21 protein-coding genes and 1 pseudogene are annotated in these 20,504 nt (G+C 71.1%); 14 read left to right on the top strand and 8 right to left on the bottom strand.

What is annotated here, in order from left to right:
• Positions 1–17 precede the first annotated feature (17 nt).
• The 7 genes and pseudogenes from IOD16_RS18575 to IOD16_RS41280 all read left to right on the top strand — a co-directional run.
• Positions 18–911, top strand: a complete 894-nt coding sequence (locus tag IOD16_RS18575; RefSeq protein WP_201441054.1) for a hypothetical protein — start codon at positions 18–20, stop codon at positions 909–911.
• A 718-nt stretch (positions 912–1,629) separates the two neighbouring features.
• Entirely contained in the window at positions 1,630–2,118 is a 489-nt protein-coding gene (locus tag IOD16_RS18570; protein WP_201441053.1) for a universal stress protein, read from the top strand.
• Positions 2,115–4,724 carry a bifunctional acetate--CoA ligase family protein/GNAT family N-acetyltransferase gene (locus IOD16_RS18565; RefSeq protein WP_201441052.1) on the top strand — a complete coding sequence of 870 codons (2,610 nt, stop codon included), beginning with the start codon at positions 2,115–2,117 and terminating at the stop codon, positions 4,722–4,724. Before IOD16_RS18570 ends, IOD16_RS18565 begins: the two co-directional genes overlap by 4 nt.
• The gene (locus IOD16_RS18560) at positions 4,721–5,146 is read left to right on the top strand and encodes an OsmC family protein (protein WP_201441051.1); all 426 of its coding nucleotides are present in this window, start codon (positions 4,721–4,723) and stop codon (positions 5,144–5,146) included. The genes IOD16_RS18565 and IOD16_RS18560 overlap by 4 nt, the downstream gene beginning before the upstream one ends.
• A 52-nt stretch (positions 5,147–5,198) precedes the next feature.
• Positions 5,199–5,612 (top strand): universal stress protein, encoded by a 414-nt coding sequence (locus tag IOD16_RS18555; protein WP_236595085.1) that lies wholly within the window; start codon positions 5,199–5,201, stop codon positions 5,610–5,612.
• A 14-nt stretch (positions 5,613–5,626) separates the two neighbouring features.
• On the top strand, positions 5,627–5,722 hold the full coding sequence (locus IOD16_RS40415; RefSeq protein WP_236595189.1) for a CBS domain-containing protein: 96 nt from the start codon (positions 5,627–5,629) through the stop codon (positions 5,720–5,722).
• Between the two features lie 77 nt (positions 5,723–5,799).
• Positions 5,800–5,952: pseudogene (locus tag IOD16_RS41280) on the top strand (hypothetical protein); the annotation flags it as partial.
• A 442-nt stretch (positions 5,953–6,394) separates the two neighbouring features.
• On the opposite strand, the gene IOD16_RS40405 reads toward IOD16_RS41280, so the two are convergent.
• The gene (locus tag IOD16_RS40405; RefSeq protein ID WP_236595290.1) at positions 6,395–6,562 is read right to left on the bottom strand and encodes a hypothetical protein; all 168 of its coding nucleotides are present in this window, start codon (positions 6,560–6,562) and stop codon (positions 6,395–6,397) included.
• Between the two features lie 25 nt (positions 6,563–6,587).
• Complete coding sequence (locus tag IOD16_RS18545; protein ID WP_201441050.1) at positions 6,588–6,884, bottom strand: HPF/RaiA family ribosome-associated protein; 297 nt, start codon at positions 6,882–6,884, stop codon at positions 6,588–6,590.
• 321 nt (positions 6,885–7,205) lie between these two features.
• On the opposite strand from IOD16_RS18545, the gene IOD16_RS18540 reads away from it, so the two are divergent.
• From IOD16_RS18540 to IOD16_RS18530, 3 genes are read left to right on the top strand one after another with little or no spacing between them, the layout of a single operon-like run.
• Positions 7,206–7,886 carry a CBS domain-containing protein gene (locus IOD16_RS18540; RefSeq protein WP_201441049.1) on the top strand — a complete coding sequence of 227 codons (681 nt, stop codon included), beginning with the start codon at positions 7,206–7,208 and terminating at the stop codon, positions 7,884–7,886.
• A gap of 4 nt (positions 7,887–7,890) precedes the next feature.
• Positions 7,891–8,142, top strand: a complete 252-nt coding sequence (locus IOD16_RS18535; RefSeq protein WP_201441048.1) for a cation-transporting P-type ATPase — start codon at positions 7,891–7,893, stop codon at positions 8,140–8,142.
• An 11-nt stretch (positions 8,143–8,153) separates the two neighbouring features.
• A complete protein-coding gene (locus IOD16_RS18530) occupies positions 8,154–8,993 on the top strand; it encodes a universal stress protein (protein WP_236595084.1) in 840 nt (279 codons plus the stop codon).
• Between the two features lie 279 nt (positions 8,994–9,272).
• Here IOD16_RS18530 and IOD16_RS18525 read toward each other — a convergent pair whose 3' ends face one another.
• From IOD16_RS18525 to IOD16_RS18515, 3 genes are all read right to left on the bottom strand, one after another.
• A complete protein-coding gene (locus IOD16_RS18525) occupies positions 9,273–9,734 on the bottom strand; it encodes a universal stress protein (RefSeq protein WP_201441047.1) in 462 nt (153 codons plus the stop codon).
• Between the two features lie 74 nt (positions 9,735–9,808).
• Positions 9,809–10,312 (bottom strand): DoxX family membrane protein, encoded by a 504-nt coding sequence (locus tag IOD16_RS18520; protein ID WP_236595188.1) that lies wholly within the window; start codon positions 10,310–10,312, stop codon positions 9,809–9,811.
• Positions 10,313–10,431: 119 nt separating this feature from the next.
• Positions 10,432–10,872: a hypothetical protein gene (locus tag IOD16_RS18515; RefSeq protein ID WP_201441045.1), complete on the bottom strand. Its 441-nt coding sequence runs from the start codon at positions 10,870–10,872 to the stop codon at positions 10,432–10,434.
• A gap of 159 nt (positions 10,873–11,031) precedes the next feature.
• Here IOD16_RS18515 and IOD16_RS18510 point away from each other — a divergent pair, with 159 nt between their 5' ends.
• From IOD16_RS18510 to IOD16_RS18495, 4 genes are read left to right on the top strand one after another with little or no spacing between them, the layout of a single operon-like run.
• Positions 11,032–13,389 (top strand): phosphoketolase family protein, encoded by a 2,358-nt coding sequence (locus IOD16_RS18510; RefSeq protein ID WP_201441044.1) that lies wholly within the window; start codon positions 11,032–11,034, stop codon positions 13,387–13,389.
• A complete protein-coding gene (locus IOD16_RS18505; RefSeq protein ID WP_201441043.1) occupies positions 13,389–14,468 on the top strand; it encodes an acetate/propionate family kinase in 1,080 nt (359 codons plus the stop codon). The genes IOD16_RS18510 and IOD16_RS18505 overlap by 1 nt, the downstream gene beginning before the upstream one ends.
• 42 nt (positions 14,469–14,510) lie before the next feature.
• Complete coding sequence (locus IOD16_RS18500) at positions 14,511–14,846, top strand: ArsR/SmtB family transcription factor (RefSeq protein WP_201441042.1); 336 nt, start codon at positions 14,511–14,513, stop codon at positions 14,844–14,846.
• The gene (locus IOD16_RS18495; protein WP_201441041.1) at positions 14,843–16,450 is read left to right on the top strand and encodes a SulP family inorganic anion transporter; all 1,608 of its coding nucleotides are present in this window, start codon (positions 14,843–14,845) and stop codon (positions 16,448–16,450) included. The genes IOD16_RS18500 and IOD16_RS18495 overlap by 4 nt, the downstream gene beginning before the upstream one ends.
• Before the next feature lie 11 nt (positions 16,451–16,461).
• On the opposite strand, the gene pflA is transcribed toward IOD16_RS18495, so the two are convergent.
• From pflA to IOD16_RS18480, 3 genes are read right to left on the bottom strand one after another with little or no spacing between them, the layout of a single operon-like run.
• Entirely contained in the window at positions 16,462–17,187 is a 726-nt protein-coding gene (gene pflA / locus IOD16_RS18490) for a pyruvate formate-lyase-activating protein (protein WP_201441040.1), read from the bottom strand.
• A complete protein-coding gene (pflB, locus tag IOD16_RS18485) occupies positions 17,187–19,433 on the bottom strand; it encodes a formate C-acetyltransferase (RefSeq protein ID WP_201441039.1) in 2,247 nt (748 codons plus the stop codon). The genes pflA and pflB overlap by 1 nt, the downstream gene beginning before the upstream one ends.
• On the bottom strand, positions 19,430–20,467 hold the full coding sequence (locus IOD16_RS18480) for a zinc-dependent alcohol dehydrogenase family protein (protein WP_201441038.1): 1,038 nt from the start codon (positions 20,465–20,467) through the stop codon (positions 19,430–19,432). The genes pflB and IOD16_RS18480 overlap by 4 nt, the downstream gene beginning before the upstream one ends.
• Between the last annotated feature and the right edge of the window lie 37 nt (positions 20,468–20,504).

Below are 20,504 nucleotides of genomic sequence, written 5' to 3'. Positions count from 1 at the left end.
GCGGATAGTGTCGACAGGTGGACGATGCCGCGCCTGACCTGCCCCCGACGGTGGCCGATGTGCTGGTCGAGGTCTACGGCTCGCTTCGGCGAGTGTGGCGTGACGCGTTGTTGGTGACCGAGTGCTCACCGGACGCGCCGTGGAACCGAGAGGCCGACGGACTCCGCAGAGACGACCTGACCTTCGCCCAAGCGTTGTTCGCGAGCTGCTGCGAAGACGCTGCGGTGCTCGCCGCCCAGGCCGTGACACAACACCTCGGCCTGCTGGCCCGCGCCTACTGGCTGGACCCCGTAGAACCTGACGGTCCCGAACACCGGCGATGGCTGCACGCTGCGGCGTTCGCGCCCGCACGCGCGGTCATGGAAGGCACGGCCATGACCGGTTGGCTCCTAGCGCCGTTGGCCACGAGCGAGGAACGCGTTCTGCGTGGTGCGATGCTCGCTCTGTGGTCGAAACCCAAGTCGTGGACCGGCCGGGCTGCGGAAGCCGGGCTGACCGTCGAACGCACACCCGAGGCGAATGTGCCGTTCGTCCGAGTCGACCACTTCTCCAAACCGCTCTCCCTCACCACCATGATCAAGGAGGTGCACGGGAAAGAAGCTCCCGGCACCTACGGCCGTTGGAGCAAGCTGCTGCACAACGACCCGCACGCCATCGGTCCGGACACGGTCTTCCGTCTCGACGGTGAGGGAATGTTCGGCGGCTACAGGTTCCGCGAGGACGACCACCTCGCCCTCGCGGCCACCGTCGCCCGGATGCTGCTCGCGGCGGGCGAACGACAGGCGGCCTACTTCGGCCGCTCGGCCGACACCTTGATCGACGAATGCGAAGCCGTCGTCGCCGTCGTCGAGGCGCAACTGCCTGCGGTCGTCGAGGCGATGCAGGCCCGTGACCACGAGCCGAGGCACTGAATGAGCATGGCGTCGTTGCCGATAGCCCTTCCCCGGTCGTGGACGTCGACCTCGTAGGCCGACATCCACCACAGCGCCACCCGCACTACTTCCGCCATGACCGCACACCGCCGTCTCCACGCCGATATGCGCAGACGGGCTCGTGGGGGCCGGAGCCATGTGAGCCGTTTCAGCGCCCGTCAGGCACCTGCCGGCGGTCACCGCGTGGCGGGCGGCGGCACGACCACGACCGGGCACCTCGGTGATCGGTGGCGTCCGGCAGCGAGGCGCGGACCTGCTGCACGATCCGTCCGCGCAGTTCGCGTGCCGGGTGTCGTCGGCATGAGGGGTACATCAATCGCGATCATGGCCACGGGCTTCGGCTCGTGCAGCCACGCGATCAGCCCCTCCACGGTGTCGCCCGTGCGCGCCGCCTGCATCAACCCCAGCGCAGCGCCTCGCGGCTCGCGGGCAACCCTTCACACCCATCATGACCATGACATCTTCCGATTCCGACTTGCTGCTGGCGTGCGGCCGCGCGAGGGTCGAAGGGCAGGCCGACGTCACCGACGAAGATGGCCGATCAGCCCTGATCAGGGCGACGGGTGCCGTGACTGTTCGCTTCGTGCCGCACTCCGGCGGTTCAGGGCCGAAGGTCCCGGCCCACGGGTGACCGCTGCACCTGACCGTCGTGTCCGCCGACCGAGAGGCTGGGAACAGGAGCACCCGAGGAGGAGCGATGGACGACAGGATCGTGGTGGGCGTGGACGGATCGCCCTCCAGCCGGGCCGCGCTGCGATGGGCGGTCGAAGAGGCGAAGCTGCGTGGCACCGTGGTCGAGGCCGTCCTGGCCTGGCACGTGGACCACAGCATGGTCATCGGGGCGATGTCCGCCGCCGTGGCCGCCGGGATGGACCCGCAGCGGCTGCGCGAGGACAACGAGGCGCTGCTGGACGGGATCCTCGGCGAGGCCGGGGGCGATGTCCGCGCGGTCCTGGCCGAGGGTGATGCCCGCGACGTGCTGGTGCGCGCCTCGCGGGACGCGGCGCTGCTGGTGGTCGGCAGCAGGGGAGCGGGACCCATCCGCGAGGTGCTGCTGGGTTCGGTCAGCTCCTACTGCGTGCACCACGCGCACTGTCCGGTCGTCGTCATCCGCGAGCCCAAGCCCGAGGCCCCGTCCGTACCGGTGGAGCACAAGCCGGTGATCACCCCGGGACCGCTGCTGTGACCACTTCTTCGAACGTCGACCGCGCGCTACTGGCGGACGGGTCCGTGGTGGCGCTGCGCGAGCTGGGTCCGGCCGACGCCGAGGCCCTGCTCGCGCTACACCTCGGTCTTCCGCCGGATGACCGTTACCTGCGGTTCTTCAGTGCCGCGCCGCGGCACCTGGACGAGTTCGTCGCCCGGTTGACCTCGCCGGAAGAACCGCTGCACGTCGTGATCGGCGCGTTCGCCTCCGACGTGCTGGTGGGTGCCGCCAGCTACGTCCTGCTCGACGACGACACCGCCGAGGTGGCGCTGGTGGTCGCGCACGACCGCCAGTCCCACGGCGTCGGCACACTACTGCTGGAGCACCTGGTCTCACTGGCCCGACGGCGGGGCGTGAGGCGGTTCCGCGCCGATGTGCTCACCGTGAACTCCAAGATGCTGCGCGTCTTCGCGGACCTCGGCCTGGTGTGGACCTCTGCGGCCGACAACGGCGAGGTGCGCATCGACCTCGGCCTCGACTCGGACGAGCGCTATCTGGAGGCGGTCGCCGACCGCGAGCAGGCCGCCGACGTGGCCAGCCTGCGCGTGGTGCTCAAGCCGACCTCCATCGTGGTGGTGGGCGCGGGGCGCAAGCGGTCCTCGGTGGGCAACGCCGTGCTGCACAACCTGGTCTCCGGTGGCTACACGGGTGCGGTGTACGCGGTGAACCCGCACACCGACCAGGTTCTGGGTGTCGCCTCCTACCGGTCGGTCGCCGATGTGCCGCAGGCGCCGGACCTGGCGGTGGTGTGCGTCCCGGCCGAGGCGGTGCCGCAGGTCGCCGAGGACTGCGGTCGACGCGGGGTGAAGGCCCTGGTCGTGATCACTTCCGGGGTGGACCCGGATCGACTGCTGGACGTCGTGCGCCGGTACGGCATGCGCCTGGTCGGACCCAACTGCGTCGGCGTGTCCGCCACCGACCCCGGCGTGCGGATGAACGCCACCTTCATGGACGGCCGCCTCACCGCGGGTGAGGTTGGTGTGGTCACCCAGTCCGGTGGGGTGGCGATCGCCGTGGTCGAACGACTGCGCGCGCTCGGCCTGGGCACCACGGAGCTGGTGTCGACCGGTGACAAGTACGACGTGAGCGGCAACGACCTGCTGCTGTGGTGGGAGCGCGACGAGGCCACGAAGGCGGTGGCGCTGTACCTGGAGTCGTTCGGCAACCCGCGCAAGTTCTCGCGCCTGGCGCGGCGGGTCGCGCGGCGCAAGCCGGTGCTGGCCGTGCGTGCGGCGAGCAGCGAGGCCGGTCAGCGCGCCGCGGCCTCGCACACCGCCTCCACCGCCACCCCGGCCGTCACCCGTGACGCGCTGTTCCGGCAGGCGGGGGTGACCGCGGTGGACGGCGTCGGTGAACTGGTGGAAGTGCTGGCCGCGTTGCACGCCACACCGCTGCCCGCGGGCGATCGGGTGGCCGTGCTGTCCAACGCGGGCGGTCTGGGCGTTCTCGCCGCCGACGCGTGCGTCCACCGCGGACTGGCCGTCGCCGAGCTGGGCCCGGACACCGCAGAGGCTTTGCGGGCCCTGCTGCCCGGCACCGCCAGCGCGCACAACCCGGTCGACACCACGGCCGCCGTGGACGAGCGCACGTTCGGCCGTTGCCTGGACCTGGTCGCGGCCGACCCGGGCGTGGACGCGGTCATCGCGGTCACCGTCCCTACCGCGGTCGGCGACCCGGCAGGCGGGGTGCACCGCACCGCCAAGCCCGTGCTGGCGGTGCGCGCCGACCAAGACGAGGCGGTGTCGCTGACATCGGACGGCATCGCCCGCTACGCCGACCCGGCGAGTGCCGCCGCCGTGCTGGCCGCATTGGTCGAGCGCGGCCGGTGGCTGCGCCACGCCGAACCGGAGCTCGTCGAGCTGCCCGGCGTCGACCTGGCCGAGGCGCGCGCGGTCATCGCCGGTCAGCAGGGGTGGCTGTCACCCGACCGGGTGGTTCGGCTGCTCGCGGCGTTCGGGCTGCCCGTGCTGGGAGGTGTGGTGGTGCGGGACGTGGAGTCGGCGGTGGCCGCCCAGCGCTCCTTCGACGTGCCCGTGGCGCTCAAGGCGGTGGCCGACGACCTGCTGCACAAGAGCTCGGGCGGCGGCGTGCTGCTCGACCTCGCCGGCGACCACGCCGTGACCTACGGCTTCGAGTCCCTGCGCGACCGGTTCGGCGACCGGTTGACCGGCGTGTTCGTCCAGCCGATGGCCCGGCGCGGGCGCGAACTGCTCGTCGGCGTGGTCACCGACCCGCAGTTCGGGCCGCTCGTGGTCACCGGGCTCGGGGGTGTTGACACCGACCTGGTCGACGACCGCGCCGCTGCTCTCGCGCCGCTGTCCGAAGCCGACCTGGACGACCTGCTGCACGGCTTCCGCGCCGCGCCGAAGGTGTTCGGGGACCACGACGAGACGGCCGTCCGCGACGTGCTGCGCCGCGTGTCGCACCTGGCCGAGTCGCTGCCCGAGGTCGCCGAGCTGGACCTGAACCCCCTGGTCCTGGCCTCCGACCACGTGATCGCGGTGGACGCGCGCGTGCGCGTGGCGCCCGCCGAACCGGTGGACCCGTTCCTGCGCAAGCTGCGCGACGCGAGGAGGACGCCATGAGCACCGCCACGAAGACCGCGCAGGTCTCGGTCACCTACGTGGCCGGCGAGGAGTACGTGGTAGCGCTGCGCGACCACTTGGTGCCCACCGATCAGCCACAGCTCGACGGCGGCGCCGACGTCGGGCCCAGCCCGGTCGAACTCCTGGTCGGATCGATGGCGGCGTGCACCGCCTTCTACGCGGGCCGCTACCTGGACCGCCACGGCATCCCCCGAACGGTTTTGGCGGTGACCGCCGAATACCGGACGGGCGCGGATCCGCAGCAGCGCGTCACCGACGTGCGGCTGGACGTCGCGGTACCCGCCGGGCTGTCCCAGCACCGCAAGACGGCGCTGCTGGCCGTCCTGCAGCACTGCACCGTGCACAACACCCTCCGGCGCGCGCCGGAGATCATCATCGGACTCGACGAGGTGGAGTCATGAGCACGAACCCGATCGTGGTCGGCGTCGACGGCACCCGGCGGGTGAACGCGCGTTGCAGTGGGCGCTGGACGAGGCGCTGCGACGAAGCGTCCCGCTGCACGTCGTCAATGCTTACGCCTACGAGCCGCTGGCCGACTGGACGATGACGACCGAGCAAGAAGCCCGTGTCCGCTCGGAGGAGCTGATCGACGAAGCGCTGAGCACTGTCTCGGCCGGGCGACCGAACCTGCCCGAGGTCGTCCGGCTGCCGGTGCGCGGCCCCGCCGCCCAGGCGCTGGAGGAGGCGGCACGCGGCGCGGCGATGCTGGTCGTCGCCTCGCACAGCGGCAGCAGGCTGCGCCAGGTCGTGCTGGGCAGCACCAGCATGCACTGCGTGCGGCACGCCACCGTCCCGGTGGTCGTGCTGCCCGCCGGCGACGGCCACCACACCGGCGAGCCGGCCACAAACGAGGAGGCCGCGCGGTGAGGGTTCGCGACGTGATGACCCGGGATGTGGTCACGGTGACACCCGAGACGCCTGTCCGAGATGCGTGCGACCGGCTGGCGCGACGCGGTCTCACAATGCTGCCGTGGTGAGACCGCGGCGGTGCCCTGGTCGGCGTGGGGTTACCGAAGCCGACGCGTTGCGGGACCGGCTGTCCGTCGACCCGCGCATGCTGGTGCACGGCGAACCTCCGCGCGGTCGGCCGGTGCCGCGCCGGACGGTGATCGACGTGATGGGTGAATCGGCCGTCGGCGTTGCACACGGTGCGGACGTGCGCGAGTTGGCGCGGCGGATGCTGGAGCACGGGGCGCGCAGCGCTCACGTCGTGGAGGACGGGCGCCTGGTAGGCATCGTCATCCGGCGGGACATGCTGCGCGCGGTCAATCGCGACGACCGCGCGTTGGAGGCCGAGGTTCGCCACCGGCTCGGCCTCTACGGCGGCCAGCACCGGTGGAAGGTCGCCGTGGTCGACGGCCGTGTGTCGATCGTGGACGAGCTGGACGACGAATGCGACCGACACGTCGCCGCGGTCCTGGCGGGCGCTGTGGCGGGTGTGGTGGAGGTGCGGTTCCCGGAAAGCGGAAGCGAGTGGTGCCGTCCGCGCTCGGTGAACCGGCTCTCGGGGACGGCCGTCCTCCCCACCATGAGACGTACGAAGGGTGCTTCCCACGCAGTTCCGTGGGAAGCACCCTTCGTACGTCGTGGGGGAGCAGCCAGGAGCGGGCAGGGATACCGGGCTGTCGGCCCGGCACCCGCTCACCCGCCTACAGCGATTGCCCGAACGACCGGGCGAAGTCGAGGGTGCGGTTGGCGTAGCCCCACTCGTTGCCGTACCAGCCGAACACCGCCACGATCTCCAGGCCGGTGTCGCCGCGGTCGAACGCGGCGCGCGGCACGTCGCGCCAGATCCGCCCGAAACCGTTGATACCCACTCGAACCGCCGGCTCGTCCTCCGTCTCAGTGACCCATGTCGGCGAGCTGGTGCTGCAACCGGTCGTGGAGCAGGTCCACCGCTTCCTGGTAGGTCCCGGCGGCGGCCTCGGCGTTCACCGGTGTCCCGTTCACGTCCAACGACGCGTGCGCGACGATCGACCGCGGTCCGTCGGTGCGCAACCGGACGTGTGCGAACTGGACGTCCGCAGGCGCGTACTTGGCGACCGCCGCGACCTTCGTGCGGGCGTACTCGGTGGCATCGGCGGGGACGCCGGTGCCCAGGTCGGTGCGGATGTTGAGGATCTCGTGCACGTTGCTCATGCCTTCAGCCTGGTCGTTGACCTGTGCGGGTGACAGGGAACGAAGATCCCGTCGGACCGGGTCTTCGGTCCTCTCCGCCGACGGTGGCACCGCTTCCGTCGCAGGGTCCAAGGTCCCGTCGCGCTCAGGACGTTCGGGACGACCAAGGACTCTGTGTCTCCGCACCCTCTCGGACGAGGCTGGAGGTGCCGGATCAGCCGAGTAGGTCGAACGGTGGACGCCGGGCCCGTTGTGCGGTTGGCGCGCAACGCGGTCGGGTGCCACTGCCTTCGACTCGGAGTCCGATCCCGACCCGGTCCGCTCTGAAGACGGGAGAGAGCCATGCGTGAACCCACTGTCGCCTCGTTGATGACCGGCGAGGTGGTCAGCGTCCGCGCCGGCACGTCGTTCAAGGAACTCGCCGCCATCCTGACCGCGGGCGCATTCAGCGCCGTGCCAGTTGTGGACGACGAGGGCCACCCGGTCGGCGTGGTCTCCGAATCCGACCTGTTGCCCAAGGAGGAGTACCGCGGCGGCACCGAAGTGGCGCCGCCGCTGTTCGCCAAGCCCGAGACCAGAAAGCGCTGGCGTCAGGCGCACGGCACGACCGCGGCAGACGTGATGGCGGGCCCCGTCATCACCGCCGGTCCCGACGAACCCGCGAGCGCCGCCGCGCACCAGTTGGCCGCGGCGGGCGTGCGCAGGTTGTTCGTCGTCGACGGCGAAGGCCGGTTGGTCGGCGTGCTGTCCCGTCGGGACCTGCTGCGCGTCTTCCTGCGCACCGACACCGAGCTGCGGCAGGAGATCACGCAGGAGGTCATGCGGCGCACACTGTGGCTGGAGCCGACTGCGGTCGAGGTGCAGGTGGCGGATGGCGTGGTCACGTTGCGAGGCCACATCGAGCGCCGCAGTGAGGTTGACATCGCCGTCCGGCTGACCAGGGCGCTGCCCGGTGTCGTGGACGTCGTGAGCGAGTTGACCCACAGCTGGGACGACACCGAGACCAGTCACCGGACCGGGTGACGACGTGCCGGATGAGGCGAAGATCGCCACCGATGGCCTCACCTCGGTCGAGGCCGCCCGCCGGCTGCGTGCCGACGGGCCCAACGTGCTGCCCGCCGGTCGGCTTCGAGGTCGCCGTGCTGTCCCTGTCCTTGCCGCCGTTGCCGCAACTGCTGGGTGGCAGCCCGCCGCGCGCGCTCGGTTGGCCGCGGTGGTGATCCCGGTCGTCTCGATGGCCGACACGGGCGAAAAGTCGATGAGGAGGCGTTCGAGATGAATGGACCCGTGGTGGTCGGCGTCGACGGCTCAGGCCCCGCGCTCGGCGCGGTACGCTGGGCGGCCGCCGAGGCGATGAGGCTCGGTGTGCCGCTGTGCTTGGTACATGCTGAGTTGTCCTTGCCCCTGGACTGGGACCTGCACAGCCGTGAAGCGCTGCACCGGCAGTCGTTGGGTTGGTTGCACGAGGCGGTTCAGGCGGCGCGTTCGGTAGACCCCGGTGTCGCGCTGGTTCCGCATGCGGAGGTAGCCGATCCGGCATCGTTGCTCACCGCCCGGTCGGTCGACGCTTGCCTGCTGGTGCTCGGATCGCGGGGGATGGGTGGGATGGGCGCCCTGCTGGTGGGTTCCACAGCCATCACCGTCACCGGCCACAGCGGCTGCCCGGTGGTCGTCGTGCGCGGCGAAGTGCGCGAGGGGCCGGTCGTCGTGGGTGTTCACGGCGAGGAACCGGCAGTGTTGACCGAGGCGTTCGAACAGGCAGCGGCACGCCGTGTGCCGCTGATCGCCGTGAGCGTTTCGCGCACCCCGTCCGGGGCGTTCACCGATGCGGTGGCCGAGACGCTGGGCCTGGACGTGGCCGACCACGACGCCGCTCGGTGCGGCAGGCTCGTCGCGACCCTCGCGCCGTGGCGTGACAAGTACCCCGACGTGCCGCTGAAGTTCGTCGTTACGCACGGCAACGCCGCCGACGCCCTGGTCCACCACGCCGCCGACGCCGGGCTCCTGGTCGTGGGGAGCCGGGGTCGGGGTGCTCTCACCGGACTCCTGCTCGGCTCGACCAGCCACGGCGTCCTGCACCACGCGCCGTGTCCCGTGCTGGTGGTCCGACCGGGACCGGTGAGCGCCTGACGGAGATGCCGCGGCTGGACCAACCAGCCCTCACCGATCCGCCGACTTGGGCGCAACGGTGAGGGCTGGTTCGGGCTGCGAGGCCAGTTCGCGGACCGAGGGCCTCCCGGCTGCCCGCCAACCCACGTCACGGTCAGCCGCACCTGAAACGGCGATCTCGCCGGCAGCGGGTTCTGAGGTGCCCACCGCCGGCGAGATCGCCGTCTTCTTGTCCCGCCGTTCCGGCCGAGCAGGCCGCAGGTCCAGCCTGCCGCCGGATCGTCGTCCGAGGCGGCCAGGTCACCGGAACTCCTGCGCCACCCGTTGCCTGCTGGCACCGACGCCGTCCTCACCTCCCGGAGTCGGGACCATGACGACCGGGCAGGGGGCGTGCCGCACGCAGTATGTGACGACCGAGCCCACCACCGCTACGTCCCCGCGCTGGTACTCGTGGCCGCCGAGCACGAGGGTGTCGGCGTCCTGCGCCAGGCCGGTCAGTACGGGACCCGGTTCGCCGTCCACGACGGTCTCGATGATCCGCACGCCCTCCAACGGACCCAGCTCGTCGACGGCCTCGCGCAGCACCCGTCGGTGGGCGCTGTGGAAGGCGTCCTCACCGCCGCACACCTCCGGGAACATCCGGCACACCGATGCGGCCAGCACGGTGCCGCCGGCTCCCGCGTGGCGCACTGCCCACGCCAGTGCCGCTGCGCCCGCCGGCGAAGCGTCCACACCTACGACGATCTTCTTCGACCCGCTCATGACCCTGTCTCCTCCCACTCGATCCGGACAGCTCGGAGCGGGCGGGCCGCTCGGCCCGCCCGCTCGGGGGGACGTCACCGCAGCCAGGTGTGGTCGCGGACCACCGGGAGGGCCGCCCACCAGCGGCCGAGGCCCCAGGTGGCGCCCGCGCCGGCGGTGGCGACGGCGATCAGGGCGACGGCGTAGATGATGTGGTAGTCGACGATCGGGTTGGTGGACATGCTCGGCTCGCCGGCCGAGGTGAACTGCGCGAGCGGCCACTCGGCGGCCCACATGAGCAGCATCATCAAGGTTCCGGCGATCGCGGCGAGGCGGAGACCGATGCCGGCGATGACGGCGACGCCGATGGCGAGCAGGCCGAGCATGAACAGCCAGTCGGCCCACCAGGCGCCGGCGATGGCGTGGAAGGTGGACTCGAACGGTCCGACCGCGACCCGGCTGAGGAAGCCCTTGGTGGGCGATCCGCCGTTGACCCACGCGTTGGCGGCCTTGGTGGCGTAGCCCAGGCCGAACAGCTTGTCGAAGAAGGCCCAGAGGAACACGAACCCGGTCGTGATCCGCAGGACCGCCAGCGCCATCGCGCCGGTGTCGGCACGAACGGCCGTCGTGGCGGTCGCACGGGTCGCCTTACCGGCCAAACCCTTGGAGTGGGCGAACGTCGTCATTGCTCTCGTCTCCTTCAGTCGTTTTCCTCGACTCAAGCGTCGCGCCGCGGGCGCCGTGCCGAAGCGGGCAAAGGTCCTCGTTGCACCGGGACGTCCGACGCGTTTCGCCCCCGCCATCCGGCGACGAACACCACGACCCCCGCGACCACCGAAGCAGGCTGCATCCAGCTGAAGGTGCGGATCACCGCCACCTGCACGACGATCCAACCGACGAGCACGAGACCCGCGGCCATCGCCGCGACGCTCCAGCGCCGGTCGCGGCGCAGTGCCAGTACCACCGCGGCGGTCATCGGCACGTCGACCACCGCCAGCAGTGCGATCCCGGCGAGCACCGGGCTGTGGAGTGGGAATCGGCCCGTAATGGTCGAGCCCATGTCGATGCCGCCGCCGAGGAAGCCGAAGCCGCCGGCAATCGCGTTGAGCGCGACGAACCCGGCGACGAGGACCGTCGTGACGCGAGGTGTCCTGTTCACGCGCCGACCGTGCGCCTCGCGGTGCGCGGGCCGACAGCGCCACAAGTCACCTGGTGAGGGTCAAAGGACCCTGTCAGGTCAAGGACCGCGTGCTCTGCGGCGGAATCGGTTCCGAAGGCAGGCTGGCGTCAGCACCCCGACACAGGAGGAGAACGCGAGATGTCGCAGTCCGGACCCATCAACCTCGACCTGGTTGACGCCTACTGGCGGGCCGCCAACTACCTCTCGGCGGGGCAGATCTACCTGCTCGGCAACCCCCTGCTGACCGAGCCGCTGACCCCGGAGCACATCAAGCCCCGCCTGCTGGGCCACTGGGGCACCACGCCGGGTCTGAACTTCCTCTACGCCCACCTCAACCGAGTGATCAACGACCGCTCCCAGGACGTGCTGTTCGTGACCGGTCCTGGCCACGGTGGCCCGGCGCTGCTGGCCAACACCTGGCTGGAGGGCTCCTACACCGACACGCACCCGAACGTGCAGCGCGACGGCGACGGCATGCGCAAGCTGTTCCGCCAGTTCTCCTTCCCCGGCGGAGTGCCCAGCCACGTGGCCCCGGAGGTGCCGGGGTCGATCCACGAGGGTGGGGAGCTCGGCTACTCGCTGGCGCACGCGTTCGGCGCGGCGTTCGACAACCCCGACCTGGTGGTGGCGTGCGTCGTGGGCGACGGCGAGGCGGAGACCGGTCCGCTGGCTGCGAGCTGGCACGGCAACAAGTTCCTCGACCCGGCGAACGACGGTGCGGTGCTGCCGATCCTGCACCTCAACGGCTACAAGATCGCCAATCCGGCGATCCTGGCGCGCATCCCGCACGAGGAGCTGGACGCGATGCTGCGCGGCTTCGGCTACGCCCCGTTCTACGTGGAGGGCGACGACCCGGCGGTGCTGCACCCGCGCATGGCCGAGGTCTTCGACGAGGTGTTCGACGAGATCCACCGAATCCAGGAGGCGGCCCGTGCCGGGGACACCGAGCGCCCCCGCTGGCCGATGATCGTGTTGCGCACCCCGAAAGGCTGGACCGGGCCGTCCGAGGTGGACGGTGTGCCGGTGGAGGGCACGTGGCGCTCGCACCAGGTCCCGCTCGCCGGTGTCCGCGACAACCCCGAGCACCTGGCGCTGCTGGAGGGCTGGCTGCGGTCCTACCGCCCCGAGGAGCTGTTCGACGCCGACGGCCACCCCAAGCCCGAACTGCTGGCCCTCGCACCGCGCGGTGAGCTGCGCATGGGCGCCACCCCGCACGCCAACGGCGGCCTGCTGCTGCGCGAGCTGCGCATGCCCGGCACCACCCCGTACTCGGTGGAGGTGACCAAGCACGGCACCACCACGTCCGAACCGACCCGTGCGCTGGGCCGGATGCTGCGCGACGTCATGACACTGAACGTGGTGGAGAAGAACTTCCGCTTGTTCGGCCCGGACGAGACCGCGTCCAACCGGCTGGACGCCGTGTTCGAGGTGACCGCGAAGCAGTGGCTGGCCGAGAAGCTGCCGACCGACGAGCACCTGGAGACCAACGGCCGGGTGGTGGAGGTGCTGTCGGAGCACCTGTGCCAGGGCTTCCTGGAGGGCTACCTGCTCACCGGGCGGCACGGCCTGTTCAACTGCTACGAGGCGTTCACCCACATCATCGACTCGATGTTCAACCAGCACGCCAAGTGGCTCAAGACCCACCGCGAGATCGACTGGCGGCGCCCGGTCGCGTCGCTGAACTACCTGCTCTCCTCGCACGTGTGGCGCCAGGACCACAACGGCTTCAGCCATCAGGACCCCGGCTTCATCGACCACGTGATGAACAAGAAGGCCGAAGTCGTCCGCGTCTACCTGCCCGCCGACACCAACACCCTGCTGTCCGTGGCCGACCACTGCCTGCGCAGCCGCGACTACGTCAACGTCATCGTCTCGGGCAAGAACTACACCCCCGACTGGCTCAGCCCCGAGGAAGCGGCGCTGCACTGCGCTCGTGGCGCGGGCATCTGGGAGTGGGCCGGCACGGACGACGGTCTGACCGAGCCGGACGTGGTGCTGGCCTGCGCCGGTGACGCACCGACCCTGGAGGTCATGGCGGCCACCGCGCTGCTGCGCGAGCACCTGCCCGAGCTGAAGGTCCGCGTGGTCAACGTGGTCGACCTGATGCGCCTGCAGCCCGAGACCGAGCACCCGCACGGCATGCCCGACCACGAGTTCGACGCCCTGTTCACCCCCGACAAGCCGGTGTTGTTCGCCTACCACGGCTACCCGTGGCTGATCCACCGCCTGACCTACCGGCGCGCCAACCACCACAACATCCACGTGCGCGGCTACAAGGAGGAGGGCACTACCACCACGCCGTTCGACATGCTCGTGCTCAACGACATGGACCGCTACCGGCTGGTCATCGACGTGATCGACCGCGTCCCCGGCCTGGGTGTCAAGGCCGCCGGCCTGCGCCAGCGGATGCAGGACCAGCGCACCCGCCACCACGCCTACATCCGCGAGCACGGAGAGGACCTGCCCGAGATCCGCGACTGGACCTGGTCGTACTGATGAACGTGCTCGTGGTCAACGCGGGCTCGTCGAGCCTGAAGCTGAGCGTGCTGGGCGAGGACGACACCGTCCTCGCCCAGCACCACGTCGAACGGTGGGACGGCACCCCCGACCTTGACCTCGACCTCACCCTGCCACCGGTGGACGCCGTGGGTCACCGCGTCGTCCACGGCGGCACCCGCTTCACCACCCCGACCGTCATCACCCCCGACGTACGCCGCGGGATCGAGGAACTGACCGACCTGGCCCCTCTGCACCAGCCCAGGGCACTGGCCGGCATCGACGCCGCCCAGGCGCTGTTCCCCGACGTGCCGCACGTCGCGTGCTTCGACACCGCCTTCCACCGCACCCTGCCCGCCGCCGCGGCCACCTACCCGCTGCCGTCCGCCTGGCGCGAGCGCTGGGACCTTCGCCGCTACGGCTTCCATGGCCTCTCCCACGCCTACGCCTCGCGCCGCGCGGTCGAACTGGCGGGCGGCGGCTCGCGCGTGGTGACCTGCCACCTCGGCGCGGGCTGCTCCCTGGCCGCCGTCCACGACGGCCGCTCGGTCGACACGACGATGGGCTTCACCCCGCTGGCCGGCCTGCCCATGGCCACCCGCAGCGGCGACCTCGACCCCGGCCTGCTGCTGCACCTGCTCGACCACCTCACCCCCGACAAACTCGCCGACGGCCTCGCGCACCACTCCGGGCTGAGAGGGCTGGCCGGCCACGCCGACCTGCGCGACGTGCACGCCGCCTCGGCTCAGGGTGATGTGAACGCGCGCCTGGCCCTCGACGTCTTCACCCACCGGCTGCGCCAGGGCATCGCCGCCATGACCGCCTCACTCGGCGGCCTGGACCTGCTGGTCTTCACCGGCGGCATCGGCGAGCACGACCCCGACGTGCGTGCCCGGGTGGTGGACGGCCTGGCGTTCCTGGGGCTTGCCCTGAACCGCGGAGCCAACGCCGCGGCTTCGGGCGATGCCGGGATCGGCGCGGAAAGGTCCCGAGTGCCGGTCTGGGTGGTCACCGCCCGGGAGGACATCGAGATCGCGGACGGCACGCGGACCGCGTTGGCTGCCGATATCGTGTTGTAGAGTTGAAGAAGTTTTCAACTTTACAACTTGTCGGAGGCCGTCGTGCCACTCCCGCTGCACCAGGCCAAGGCCGAGTTCTTCCGCATGCTGGGGCACCCGGCGCGCATCAGGGTGCTCGAACTGCTCCAGGACGGCCCGAAGCCGGTGCGCGACCTGCTGGCCGACATCGGCATCGAGGCCTCCAGCCTCTCGGCCCAGCTGGCGGTGCTGCGCCGCTCGGGGATCGTCACGGCGACCCGGGACGGCACGACCGTGGTCTACGCGCTGACGAGCGACGACGTGGCCGAACTGCTCCGCGTCGCGCGCAAGGTGCTCACCGGCCTGTTGGCGGGCCAGAACGAGTTGCTGGAGATGCTGCGCGACGAGGAGCGGGCGTGACGGCGTTCCTGCCGGCCAGGGCCGATTGGGCGGGTGCGACGCGCCGGGACCTCGTGGCCGGGGTGACGGTGGCGATCGTGGCCCTGCCGCTGGCCCTCGGGTTCGGCGTCGCCTCCGGGTTGGGGGCGGCGTCCGGGCTGGTCACGGCCGTGGTGGCGGGGGCGCTGGCGGCGGTGTTCGGTGGCTCCAGCCTCCAGGTGTCCGGTCCCACCGGTGCGATGACGGTGGTGCTGGTGCCGATCGTCGCCCGCTACGGTGTGGACGGTGTGCTCACCGTCGGTCTGCTGGCAGGGCTCCTGTTGGTGCTGCTCGCGGTCGCTCGCGCGGGCCGCTACATGCGGTACGTGCCCGTGCCGGTGGTGGAGGGTTTCACGATCGGCATCGCGGCGGTGATCGCGTTGCAGCAGGTGCCCGCGGCACTGGGCGCGTCCGTGCCCGACGAGGACCACGTGGTGCTCGCTGCCGTCGCGGCCCTGGCGGACTTCGCCGCCGCACCCCGCTGGGAGGCCGTCGCCCTCGCGGCCGGTGTCGTCCTGGTGATGCTCGTGGGTGCCCGGTGGCGTCCCGGCGTGCCGTTCTCGTTGCCCGCGGTGGTCGTGGCGACCGCCGTCGCGCAGTGGGTGGCGCTGCCCGTGGCCACGATCGGGACGCTGCCGACGACGCTGCCCGCACCGTCGCCGGGGTTCCTCGACCTCGGCGCGCTGTGGTCGCTGCTGCCGTCGGCGGTGGCCGTGGCCGCGCTCGCCGCGCTGGAGAGCCTGCTGTCGGCCGCGGTCGCCGACGGGATGAGCGTCAACCAGCGGCACGACCCCGATCGTGAGCTGTTCGGCCAGGGCTTGGCCAACCTGGTCGCGCCGCTGTTCGGCGGGGTGCCCGCCACGGCCGCCATCGCGCGCACGGCGGTCAACGTCCGCTCGGGCGCGACCTCCCGGCTCGCCGCTCTCACCCACGCCGTCGTGCTCCTGCAGATCGTCCTGGTCGCCGCGCCGTGGGTGGCCGGCGTCCCGCTCGCGGTGCTCGCCGGCGTGCTGCTGGCCACGGCCGTCCGGATGATCGAGGTCGGTTCGGTGCGGGCGCTGGCCCGCACCGGCCGCACCGACGCCGCCGTGCTCGCGCTGACCGCCGTGGCGACGCTCGCGTTGGACCTCGTCACCGCCGTCATCGTCGGCCTCGTGCTCGCCGGCGTGTTCGCCCTGCGGGCTGTGTCACGCACAGCGCGGCTGGAGGAGGTGCCGCTGGAACCGGGTGACCACCGCGAGGAGGAACGGGCGCTGCTGGCCCGGCACATCGTCGCCTACCGGCTGGACGGCCCGCTGCTGTTCGCCGCCGCCCACCGGTTCCTGCTGGAACTGACCGAGGTCACGCCCGTCGCGGTGGTGATCCTGCGGATGTCGCGGCTGTCCGCCGTCGACGCCACCGGCGTGCAGGTCCTGCGCGACGCCGTGCGGCGCCTGGAACACCGCGGCATCACCGTCCTGCTCTCCGGTGTGCGCGACGAACACCGGCGCGCCCTGGACACACTGGACCTGCGCGTGTTCGACCACACACCCGACGCCATCGACCACGCCCGTTCCCTGCTGCAGGAAAGGGACCTGCTGCCCTGACCTGCTCCCGATCACGCCCGCAGACCGTGCGCCAGGAACTGACCGCGAACCCGTTCGACCAGCTTCGCGTCGGGTGTCGAGGTATCGGCCAGGAGGAACGGCAGGCCGATGGCTTCGTACTTCGGCGCGCCCATCTTGTGGAACGGCAGAACGTCCACGCGTTCGACCGACGGCAGTGTGGCGACGAACGAGGCGATGCCCTCCACGTTGTCCGGCGCGTCGGTCTGTCCTGGCACCAGGACGAACCTGATCCACATCGACTTGCCCAGGTCCGACAGGCGGCGGGCGAACCTTAAGGTCGGGGCGATCTCGCCGCCGGTGACGTGCCGGTAGGTGGCCGGGTCCCAGGACTTGATGTCCAGCAGCACCAGGTCGGTGTCGGCGAGCAGTCGGTCGGTGGCCCGGTCGCCGAGGAAGCCGGAGGTGTCCAGGGCGGTGTGCAGGCCCATGGCTTTCACGGCGTGCAGCAGTTCGGCGGTGAACTCCGGTTGCAGCAGCGGTTCGCCGCCGCTGATGGTCACGCCGCCGCCGGCGACCTGGATGAAGCGGCGGTACTTCTCGATCTCGGCGATGACCGAGTCGACGCTGGCGCGTCGCCCGTACCGCGCGAACCGCGTCTCGGGGTTGTGGCAGTACAGGCAGCGCAGCGGGCACCCGGCGGTGAACACGACGAACCGGGTGCCGGGGCCGTCCACCGCCGTGGCGAGGTCCCAGGAGTGGACGGCCCCGGTGGTCATCACAGTCCTCCGTGGAACGTGCGGTTGACCACGTCGCGCTGCTGCTCCGGTGTCAGGCGCACGAAGTTCACGGCGTAGCCGGACACCCGGATGGTCAGCTGCGGGTACTTGTCCGGGTTCTCCATGGCGTCGAGCAGGACTTCCCGGTTGAGCACGTTGGCGTTGAGGTGGAAGCCTCCGGCGTCGGTGTAGGCGTCGAGCACGCCGACGAGGTTGGTCACCCGTTCCGCGGTGTCGCGGCCCAGCCCGTTCGGCGTGATGCTGGCGGTGAGCGAGATGCCGTCCAGCGCCTCGTCGTAGGGCAGCTTGGCCACGGACAGGGCCGCGGCCACGAGGCCGTGCCGGTCCTGGCCGTTCATCGGGTTGGCGCCGGGGGCGAACGGCTCGCCCGCGCGCCTGCCGTCCGGGGTGTTGCCGGTGTGGCGGCCGTAGACGACGTTCGAGGTGATGGTGAGCACCGATTGGGTGTGCACGGCGTCGCGGTAGGCGGGGTAGCGGCGCACGAGCGCCATGAAGTCCTCGACCAGCCCCACCGCGATGGTGTCGGCGCGGTCGTCGTTGTTGCCGTAGCGGGGGAAGTCGCCCTCCACCGCGAAGTCGACGGCCAGGCCGGTGTCGTCGCGGATGACGCGCACCTTCGCGTACTTGATCGCCGAGAGGCTGTCCGCGACGACCGACAGCCCGGCGATGCCGCAGCCGAGCAGCCGTTGGGCGGGGTGGTCGTGCAGGGCCATCTCGATGCGCTCGTAGGCGTACTTGTCGTGCATGTAGTGGATGATGTTCAGCGCGTCCACGTACGTGCGGGCCAACCAGTCGAGCGTCCGGTCGAACGCCGCGCGGACCTCGTCGTGGTCGAGGTACTCGCCCGTGATCGGAGGACGGTGTGGTGCGACCTGGTCGCCGGTCAGCTCGTCTCGGCCGCCGTTGATCGCGTACAGCAGCGCCTTGGCCAGGTTGACCCGTGCGCCGAAGAACTGCATCTGCTTGCCGATCTTCATGGCGGACACGCAGCAGGCGATGGCGGTGTCGTCGCCGAAGCGGGGCCGGATCAGCTCGTCGTTCTCGTACTGGATGGAGCTGGTGTCGACCGACACCCTCGCGCAGAACCGTTTGAAGCCCTCCGGCAGGGCGGGCGACCACAGCACGGTCAGGTTCGGCTCCGGCGCCGGACCCAGGTTGCAGAGGGTTTGGAGGAACCGGAAGCTCGTCTTCGTGACCAGCGGCCGACCGTCTTCGCCGATGCCGCCGATGCTCTCGGTGACCCAGGTCGGGTCGCCGGAGAACAGCTCGTCGTAGGCGGGGGTGCGCAGGAAGCGCACGATCCGCAGCTTGATCACCAGGTCGTCGACCAGCTCCTGCGCCTGCGACTCGGTCAGCCGCCCGGCGTCGAGGTCGCGCTGGAAGTACACGTCGAGGAACGTCGACGTGCGGCCGAGCGACATCGCCGCGCCGTTCTGCTCCTTCACCGCCGCGAGGTAGGCGTAGTACAGCCACTGCACGGCTTCACGGGCGGTGGTCGCCGGCCGGGAGATGTCGTCGCCGTAGGACCGCGCCATCTCCTTCAGCTCGGTCAGGGCGCGGATCTGCTCGGCGAGCTCCTCGCGGTCGCGGATCACCTCTTCGGTGGACGGCACGTCGTCGATCGCGGCCCGCTCGGCGCGCTTGGCGTCGATCAGCCGGTCCACGCCGTACAGCGCGACCCGTCGGTAGTCGCCGATGATCCGGCCGCGCCCGTAGGCGTCGGGCAGGCCGGTGATGACCCCGGCGCGGCGGGCGCGCTTGATCTCGTCGGTGTAGGCGTCGAACACGCCGTCGTTGTGCGTCTTGCGGTACTTGGTGAAGATCTCCCGTACGGCCGGGTCTAGTTCGTAGCCGTAGGCCTGCAGGCCGGCTTCGACCATGCGCAGGCCGCCGCCCGGCATGATGGCCCGCTTGAGCGGCGCGTCGGTCTGCAACCCGACGATCAGTTCCTGCGCCCGGTCGAGGTAGCCCGGCCGGTGGGAGGTGATGGTGGACGGCGTGTGCACGTCCACGTCCAGGATCCCGCGCCGCCGTTCCTCGGCGAACAGCCCGGACAGGTCCCGCCACAGCCCCGTCGTCCGCTCGGTCGGCCCGGCCAGGAACGCGTCGTCGCCCTCGTAGGGGGTGTAGTTGGCCTGGATGAACCCGCGCACGTCGATGTCGTGCCGCCAGTCCGCGCCGCGGAACCCGGTCCACGCCTCCAGGCGTTCCTCGACGGCGGTCATCGGGTCAGCACCACCTTCAGCGCGCCGGTCTCGGCCGCCCGCTGGAACACGTCGTAGGCGGTCTCCATCTCATCCAACATGAACCGGTGCGTGGCGAACCGCTCGGCGTCGAGCCTGCCGCCCGCGAGCATCGTCAGCAGCGTGGGCGTGGTGACCGTGTCGACCAGGCCGGTGGTGATGGTGACGTTGCGGATCCACAGCTGCTCCAGGTGCAGCGTGGCCGGCTTGCCGTGCACACCGACGTTCGCGACCCGGCCACCGGGGCGGATCAGCCGCGTGCACAGCTCGAAGGTCTCCGGGACGCCCACCGCCTCGACCGCGAGGTCCGCGCCCAGCCCGCCGGTCAGCTCGAACACCACCCGCTCGACGTCGTCGGCCGCGTTCACCACCACGTCCGCGCCGAACTGCTTGGCCGCCTCCAGCCGCGACGCGTCCAGGTCCACCGCCACGACGTGGTTGGGGCTGTAGAAGCGGGCGGTCTCGATCGCGGCCAGGCCGATCGGCCCGGCGCCCACGACGACGACCGTCTGGCCGGGCTGGACCTTCCCGGCGAGCACGCCGACCTCGAACGCGGTGGGCAGGATGTCCGACAGCATCACGGCGGCGGTGTCGGTGACGCCGTCGGGCAGCAGGTAGGTCGAGGTGTCCGCGAACGGCACCCGCACGTACTCCGCGTGCGTGCCGTCCACGGTGTGCCCGAGGACCCAGCCACCACCGCCCAGGCACTGCCCGTACACACCGGTCCGGCAGTACGCGCACCGCCCGCACGCGCTGATGCACGACACCAGCACCCGGTCACCCGGCTTGATCCCGGTGACCGCCGCACCGACCCGCTCGACCACGCCCACGCCCTCGTGACCCAGGATCCGGCCGGGCTCCACCTCGGGCACGTCGCCCTTGAGGATGTGCAGGTCGGTGCCGCAGATCGTGGCCGCGGTGATTCGCACGATCGCGTCGGTCGGGTCGACCAACTCCGGGTCCGGCACGTCTTCCCAGGCCCTGCGGCCGGGACCGTGATAAACGAGCGCCTTCATGGCTTCCTCCTCGGATTCCTTCCGCCTCGAGCGTGCT

It is taken from the genome of Saccharothrix sp. 6-C (genome assembly GCF_016695385.1).
Taxonomy (GTDB): Bacteria; Actinomycetota; Actinomycetes; order Mycobacteriales; family Pseudonocardiaceae; genus Actinosynnema; species Actinosynnema texasense.
The sequence above is the reverse complement of the archived record's forward strand: the minus strand, read 5'-3'. Positions and strand labels throughout refer to the sequence as shown.

Bases quoted from the DNA above. Each gene is read 5' to 3' on its own strand.
- IOD16_RS18570 (WP_201441053.1), top strand. From the start codon at position 1,630: ATGGACGACAGGATCGTGGTGGGCGTGGACGGATCGCCCTCCAGCCGG.
- IOD16_RS18560 (WP_201441051.1), top strand. From the start codon at position 4,721: ATGAGCACCGCCACGAAGACCGCGCAGGTCTCGGTCACCTACGTGGCC.
- IOD16_RS40415 (WP_236595189.1), top strand. From the start codon at position 5,627: ATGACCCGGGATGTGGTCACGGTGACACCCGAGACGCCTGTCCGAGAT.
- IOD16_RS18545 (WP_201441050.1), bottom strand. From the start codon at position 6,884: ATGAGCAACGTGCACGAGATCCTCAACATCCGCACCGACCTGGGCACC.
- IOD16_RS18540 (WP_201441049.1), top strand. From the start codon at position 7,206: ATGCGTGAACCCACTGTCGCCTCGTTGATGACCGGCGAGGTGGTCAGC.
- IOD16_RS18525 (WP_201441047.1), bottom strand. From the start codon at position 9,734: ATGAGCGGGTCGAAGAAGATCGTCGTAGGTGTGGACGCTTCGCCGGCG.
- IOD16_RS18520 (WP_236595188.1), bottom strand. From the start codon at position 10,312: ATGGCGCTGGCGGTCCTGCGGATCACGACCGGGTTCGTGTTCCTCTGG.
- IOD16_RS18510 (WP_201441044.1), top strand. From the start codon at position 11,032: ATGTCGCAGTCCGGACCCATCAACCTCGACCTGGTTGACGCCTACTGG.
- IOD16_RS18505 (WP_201441043.1), top strand. From the start codon at position 13,389: ATGAACGTGCTCGTGGTCAACGCGGGCTCGTCGAGCCTGAAGCTGAGC.
- pflA (WP_201441040.1), bottom strand. From the start codon at position 17,187: ATGACCACCGGGGCCGTCCACTCCTGGGACCTCGCCACGGCGGTGGAC.
- pflB (WP_201441039.1), bottom strand. From the start codon at position 19,433: ATGACCGCCGTCGAGGAACGCCTGGAGGCGTGGACCGGGTTCCGCGGC.
- IOD16_RS18480 (WP_201441038.1), bottom strand. From the start codon at position 20,467: ATGAAGGCGCTCGTTTATCACGGTCCCGGCCGCAGGGCCTGGGAAGAC.